Genomic DNA, 6923 nt, shown 5'->3' with positions numbered 1-6923 from the left:
CCGGGATCGGCGCCTGTGCAATTTGCGCATCATCCAAGATGTGCGTAACCAGGCCCTGATCTGAATCGAAGACCCGCTGTTCAACCTGCTGGTGAGGGCGTTTGGACACAATCGCCGGTGGATCTGTTTTGGCGGCCTGATAAACCGCCGGAACAGACTGGCCGTCCACCAGCAGTTGGCCCAATCCCCACACCGCATGAATGGAAAGTCGGTTGTCGGTTGCTTCTTCGTTGGGTTCGCGGGTGACCATGACCCCGCTGGCCTTAGCGGCGATCATTTCCACCACCAAAACTGCCATGGGAGCCTCTCGGTCCGTCAGACCGTAGTTAATCCGGTAAACCAGTGCCGAAGGGGAATATTTGCTGGCCAGTACCTGCTTGTAGGCATTAAAAATATCTGTTTCGCCGACATTTAATATGGTTTGGTATTGGCCGGCAAAGGAGGTTTTGGAGTCTTCGCCTTTCGCGCTGCTTCGAATGGCCAGGCGCCTAGTGTGGTCCCATTGAGCCTGCAAACCTGCCAATTCACCGGTAATCGCATCGACCACATCTCCGGGAACGGTAGCCGCGCGAATCGCCCTGCAAATCGCATCCGAAACGTCGGCTAAGGACGCCCCGGAATGAATATCCAGCCGGGACAGGTTATCTGCAATCAGGCCGTCCAGTTTGTTGAACGCAATGAATCGGTGGAACGCGCGGGTGGTGATAACAAATCCCGCCGGTACAGGAAGCTGCAAGGTTTGCGATGCCCTGGCCAGATTGGCCGCCTTGCCGCCGACGAGCGATTCTTCCAACGCCTGCCGATGGTCCAAAGCCACCGCATAGGGCGGTTCCGCGGATTCCCTTTCAGAAACGAGCATAAACCGCACGTAATCATCGAATTTTTTGTGAAAGGAGCTCAGGGCCGCGTATTTGCCCGGACAAATCTTAAACAGATCGGCAATCATATCGCCTACGGCGGTGGAAAATTGCCCATATTTGTCTTCAATGACGTTAAAATCCACCGGCATCTGATCGTAGTAGATCTCCTCCAGTTCAGCCATCAGTTCATGGGCGTGTTTGTCCTTTTCAAGCAGCGACTGAAATGAAGCATATTTATCCTTGATCACCGCTCCGGGATTGAAGACTTGAAGTGTCCAGTATTTAAATAGGTTTTTTATCATCATGTGATACCTGGGTGCAATCGCATGCATCCGGCGCTTTAGATCGTTTCAGAAATAGAAAAGCGCCCGGTTGGTAGCCGAACGCTTCATTTAAACCGTTTGCGAAAACCCTTACTTAGTTCCGAAGATCTTGTCGCCCGCATCACCCAGGCCCGGAATGATGTAACCGATGTCGTTAAGTTTTTCATCGATGGCCGCTACGTAAATTTCCACATCGGGATGGGCCTTTTCCAGCCGTTGGAGCCCCTCGGGCGCAGCAACCAGAAACAGCCCACGGATCTGCTTGCAACCAGATTCTTTCAGCAGGTCGATGGTGGCCACCAGGGTACCCCCCGTGGCCAGCATGGGATCCAGGATCAGGGCGATTCGCTCTTCCATGTCGCTGGTCATCTTGACATAGTAGCGCACCGGTTCCAGGGTCTCCTCGTTGCGGTACAGCCCCACCACACTCACCCTGGCCGACGGGATCAGGTTGAGCACTCCGTCCATCATCCCCAACCCCGCACGAAGGATCGGGACCACGGTGATCTTTTTGCCCTTGATATTTTCAACCACCACGTCGCCCGCCCATCCCTGGATGGTCATGGTCTCGGTCTCCAGGTCCTTGGTGGCCTCATAGGTAAGCAGCGTGGCCAGTTCATTGGCCAGCTCCCTGAAATTTTTCGTTGACACATCATGCCCACGCATGAGGCCGATTTTGTGTCTAATCAACGGGTGTTCGACAAGATGTACGGGCACACGTCCTCCTTGTTCATGCCCGGCGATCGATCACCGGGCATTTTTTAATTTTTTAGATTAAACGAATGGTTAGAATTCACCCAGCGGTCTGTTGAAGGTGAACTTGAAAGGGTCGGCCAGCAGATAGTCATAGGCGGATTTAGTGTTGCCGCCCAAGGCGGAAAACGGCAGGGAGACGACAAAAATCACTCCACCGATAATCGTTGCGCAAAGCCCCAAAGGCCTGACAACCAGGGCATCACCGGCCATTTTCCCGGCAATAATATCATCATCCTGTTCTAGCCCTTCGGCAAAGCAGGTCATGCAGGGAACCGCAACCAATGCCATGGCGGTCAGCAGGACGATCACACGTTTCAGGATCCCGTTCATACCGTTTCCTCCTTTGTTTTTCATGAGTGTCTCCGCTCAATTGCGGTAGGCGGATAAACCGTCGAATTTAAAGATATTAGCAGGTATTGGGAAGACTTGCAACGCATGATATGGTTGAAAGCGTATCCTTCCGGGTCTATAATGCGTTGAATCTGCAGCTTGCCATTGGGGCAAATATTTGCAACAATTTGAAATCATTACTTAAAAGAAGCCGTGATCCCTGTCAAGGAAAATCTGATTATTCATCACCGGCATATCGTTTCGGTGGCCGTGGCCCTGCCGGTCCATGACGCCTTCAGCTACAGCGTTCCTGCGCATCTGGCCCCGCTTGCCTGTCCGGGAAAACGGGTCCTGGTGCCCTTTGGCAGACGCAGGGTCACCGGATACCTGGTCGGCCCGGCAGGGGAGCCAACCGACAAGATTGATCCGATGGAGATCAAACATATCCTGGATGTGCTCGACGACACGCCCCTTTTTCCGGAAACCATGATCCCGTTTTTCAAATGGATCGCCGCCTACTACATGCACCCGTTGGGGCAGGTGATTCACACCGCCCTTCCGGCCGGACTGAATCTTACCGACATCGCCATCCTGACCATCGGCGAAGCAGGTGTGGCGGCCGCGGCATCGCCACACCCTTCTCCCCTGGAAAAAATCGTCCTGTCGGCACTGGCAAAAGGACCGGCCGGCATCAAGCAATTGCAAAAAGTGATCGACCAACCCGTCTCATGGGCATTAATCCATCAAATGCGCCAGCGAGGGTGGATCCAGGTGGATCGACAGATCAAGGCCCGTCAGATCCGGCCGAAAACCGTCCGATGGGTGACGGTAAAGGAGGCCACTCCCGCTTCCGACCGCCTCTCTGTGCAGCGCAAAATCATCCGGAACGCCTTGGAGACCGAGGGCGATCTAAGCGTTCCGGAACTGAAAACACGGGTTCCCACCGCTGCGGCACTGGTCCGGGCCATGCAGAAAGCCGGGCAGGTCGCCGTTTACGAAAAGACGGTTTACCGGGACCCGTTCGGCGACCCCATCGAACCGGACATCCCGCCCCGGCTCACCGAAGAGCAGGCCGAAGCGGTAAGCGTCATGGCACCGCTGCTGGGACAGGGATTCAAAACGGTCCTGCTGGCCGGCATCACCGGCAGCGGAAAAACCGAAGTCTATCTTCGGCTGACACAGGCCGCCCTGGATAAGGGGCTTGGCGTGCTGGTGCTGGTACCGGAAATCGCCCTTATCTCTCAGACCGAACGCCGGTTCCGCGCCCGCTTCGGAGAAACGGTGGCGGTCCTGCACAGCGGCCTGTCCCAGGGCGAACGCTACGACCAGTGGCTTCGCATTGCCAAAGCGGACGCGACCATTGCCATTGGCGCACGGTCATGCATCTTCGCCCCCTTTGGCGATGTCGGTCTGATCATCGTCGACGAGGAGCACGACGCCTCCTACAAGCAGGAAGGCGGCCTGAGCTACAACGCCAGGGACCTGGCCGTGGTTCGGGCCCGTCACCACAACGCCCTGGCCATCCTGGGATCGGCGACACCGTCGGTGCAGTCCTGGTATAATGTCAGCGTGGGCAAATATGAAACCGCCAGTCTCACACGACGGGTCAACCGCCAGCCGCTGCCGGCCATCCAAACCGTGGATCTTGCCCACAGTCGTGACGACCGGGGTATCCGCCGTTACATCACAGCGCCGCTTCAGCAGGAAATCCAAAAGACCCTGGACGACGGGAAACAGGCCCTCATCTTTCTCAACCGGCGGGGGTTCGCCGCGTTTCCCATCTGCGGGCAATGCGGCCAGCCCCTTCGATGCAAAAACTGTGATATTTCCCTGACCCTTCACAAACGGGCCAATGCCTTTCGCTGCCACTACTGCGGGTTTTCCAAAGCCGCCGTGTCCACCTGCCCCTCCTGCGGATCCGAGAAAATCAGGCTGCTGGGTGTGGGAACTGAAAAAATTCAGGAGGCGATGACCCAATTGTTCCCCGAGGCACGGGTGGCACGCATGGACCGGGATACCATGACCCGCAAAGGGTCGGTCGTAAACCTTCTGAAGGATCTGAAGCACCGCCGGATCGACATCCTGGTCGGCACCCAGATGGTGGCCAAGGGGCACGATTTTCCGGACATCACCCTGGTAGGGGTGGTCTGTGCCGACCTGACCCTGAATTTTCCTGACTTTCGCGCCGGGGAGCGGACCTTTCAACTGCTGGCCCAGGTGGCGGGCCGGGCGGGTCGCGGCGATCAACCCGGCCGGGTGATTCTCCAGACCTACAACCCGAACCATTTCAGCATCCTTGCGGCGAAAGACCAGGATTTCAAAGCATTTTACAATCAGGAGATCGGCTTTCGAAAAGCCCTGGGTTATCCGCCCTTTTCCCGCATGATTGCCGTGCGCATATCCAGTAAAGATTCGAAGCAGGCGGCCGCCCATGCCAGGGCATTGGGGGAGAACTGTCGTAAACTACTGGCTGCGGACGGACCGTATTACGGACGGATTCAAGTGATGGGCCCCCTTGAAGCGCCGCTGTCCCGCATTGCCAAGCACCACCGCTGGCAGATCCTGATCAAAAGTCCGCACACGGCAATGCTTCACCGATTTGCATATGAGCTGATCCTGGATCATCGTGCCGCACCCGCCGGCCGGCAGATCAAGGTCACCGTTGATGTGGACCCGTTTTTTCTGATGTAACTTGACAGGATCAGTGCCGAAGCTTAAATATAATGGTTTGATCATTAGAAAAAAAACCGATGTTGATCCGCATATTTTCCAACAAGGAGAACAACCCATGAGATTTCGTATTCTTGCATTCACGGCAACCATCGTGATGCTGTTGGCCGCCGCGACCTTTACATGTGCGTCGGAGGACAAGGCTTCAACCGGTCAGGCATCATCCGCCGTCGCGGCCATCGAAAAGCCCGGCGTGATGTTGCCCGAACTGAAATATGAATTCGACCCGGTGGTTGACGGAAGCCAGATCACCCATGACTTTGCGATAAAAAATACCGGAAACGGCCCCCTTGCCATAACCCAGGTCAAAACCGGCTGAGGGTGTTCGGTCGCCTCCTACCCGAGGCAGATCCCCGCCGGCGGCGAGGGAATCATCAGCATCAAGGTCAACACCAGCGGCTACGGCGGCAGGACCCTGAAAAAGAACATCGAGGTCTTCACCAACGACCCGGACAACGCACGGGTCACATTGAACATTACCGGTACGGTAATCCACTTTGCACGCATGGATCCAGCCTATGCCCGTCTGGTCGGCCAGGCGGGAACCGACATTAAAAAGGCGATCACCATTACCCGCGAAAAAGCCTATCCATTCAAAATTCTCGGGGTAAAAGCCAGAAACGGAAACGATATCGTTTTTGATGTCCAGGAATTCAGCAAGGCCGATGGTGATGGTTATATCCTGACCATTGAAAACAAAAAAACCGCCGCCGGGCGATATGCGGACACGGTGATCCTGACCACGGACAGCAGCATCAAACCCACGATCACCGTTCCGGTTTACGGCCAGATACTTTCGGTGGCGCCTCAACCCGCGCCCACCCCACCGAAAAAAAGTGCCAGTGACGGATAATCGCGCTCAGCGAACAAAGGTCGTTGCCTTCGACTGTGACGGCGTCATGTTCGATTCCCGGGAGGCCAACCGGGCTTACTACAACCACGTGCTGGACTATTGCCACCTGCCGGCCATGGTCCCGGAGCAGCTGGCCTACGTCCACATGCACACCGTAGGTGAATCCCTGGCATACCTGATCCGCGACGAAACCACCCGCAAGGCTGCCGAGGATTACCGCAGACAGCTGGGGTACCAGCCCTTTTTGAAGTTCATGCAGATGGAACCGGGGTTGGTGCCGTTGCTGGAGACGCTTCGCCCTGGCTTTAAAACGGCGGTGGCCACCAACCGCACCGACACCATGGCCCGCGTACTGGCGGACAACCACATCGACCACCTCTTCGACCTGGTGGTCTGTGCACTGGACGTCCAGTTTCCCAAACCCCACCCCGAAGCGCTGATCAAGGTGGTCGAGCACTTTTCGGTGTCAGCCGCTGAGGTGATCTATGTGGGCGACTCCCCGGTGGACGAAATGGCGGCCAGGGCCGCCGGGATTGCCTTTGTCGCCTATCGCAACCCGGATCTGACGGCCGATTATCACATCCGGTCGCTGGCAGAGGTGGCAGACTTGGTGGGATTGTAGACTTTTTTTTAAGACAAAAGAGAAGATGCCGTATGATGGAATTGGGGAGCGGCTTCCAGCCTATAATAGGCTTTCGGCTCCTTATGAAACTTCGCTATAATGGAACCCTACGGATTATCAAGTAACGCCTGCGGCGCAACTTGACCTACGAAATGGAAAAGCGAATATCCAATGTCGAACACGGAACCGCAGAATGAAGAAGGAAGGTATGCGGCCCTTTTTTAATCACAGCTATCGCGTAGCGAGACCATCCTTCGACATCCGATATTGGAAATTGGACATTCTGCGGTTCGATCTTTTAAAATCGCGGCTGGAACCGATCTACGATCCTGATCAGCCTTCAACCTGCGATAACCGGAAACTGGCAACCGACAACTGACCTCCGATATCTTTCCCGGCTTACAATCGGAACCCATGAGCACCTATCCCCACACCTTGAAAAACCAAGC

6 protein-coding genes are annotated in these 6923 nt (G+C 55.8%); 3 read left to right on the top strand and 3 right to left on the bottom strand.

The genetic code is table 11. The features are described from left to right. The 3 genes from QNK41_RS13675 to QNK41_RS13665 form a co-directional block, all read right to left on the bottom strand. Window positions 1-1165: PEP/pyruvate-binding domain-containing protein (locus QNK41_RS13675; RefSeq protein ID WP_319257852.1), on the bottom strand; the 1165-nt coding region annotated here is incomplete at its 3' end. Window positions 1166-1273: 108 nt separating this feature from the next. Continuing rightward, entirely contained in the window at window positions 1274-1900 is a 627-nt protein-coding gene (gene upp / locus QNK41_RS13670; RefSeq protein WP_319257850.1) for a uracil phosphoribosyltransferase, read from the bottom strand. A gap of 69 nt (window positions 1901-1969) precedes the next feature. Beyond that, window positions 1970-2293 (bottom strand): hypothetical protein, encoded by a 324-nt coding sequence (locus tag QNK41_RS13665; protein WP_319257848.1) that lies wholly within the window; start codon window positions 2291-2293, stop codon window positions 1970-1972. Window positions 2294-2482: 189 nt separating this feature from the next. Between QNK41_RS13665 and priA the strand changes: the two genes are divergently transcribed. From priA to QNK41_RS13650, 3 genes are all read left to right on the top strand, one after another. After that, on the top strand, window positions 2483-4960 hold the full coding sequence (priA, locus tag QNK41_RS13660) for a primosomal protein N' (RefSeq protein ID WP_319257846.1): 2478 nt from the start codon (window positions 2483-2485) through the stop codon (window positions 4958-4960). Between the two features lie 97 nt (window positions 4961-5057). After that, a complete protein-coding gene (locus tag QNK41_RS13655; RefSeq protein WP_319257844.1) occupies window positions 5058-5852 on the top strand; it encodes a DUF1573 domain-containing protein in 795 nt (264 codons plus the stop codon). Continuing rightward, entirely contained in the window at window positions 5842-6474 is a 633-nt protein-coding gene (locus tag QNK41_RS13650; protein WP_319257842.1) for an HAD-IA family hydrolase, read from the top strand. Before QNK41_RS13655 ends, QNK41_RS13650 begins: the two co-directional genes overlap by 11 nt. Window positions 6475-6923: the final 449 nt, after the last annotated feature.

Source organism: Desulfosarcina sp. (assembly GCF_033791525.1).
Taxonomy (GTDB): domain Bacteria; phylum Desulfobacterota; class Desulfobacteria; order Desulfobacterales; family Desulfosarcinaceae; genus Desulfosarcina.
The sequence above is the reverse complement of the archived record's forward strand: the minus strand, read 5'-3'. Positions and strand labels throughout refer to the sequence as shown.

Excerpts from the sequence above, each read along its gene's own strand:
- QNK41_RS13665 (WP_319257848.1), bottom strand. The coding sequence starts at position 2,293 with ATGAAAAACAAAGGAGGAAACGGTATGAACGGGATCCTGAAACGTGTG.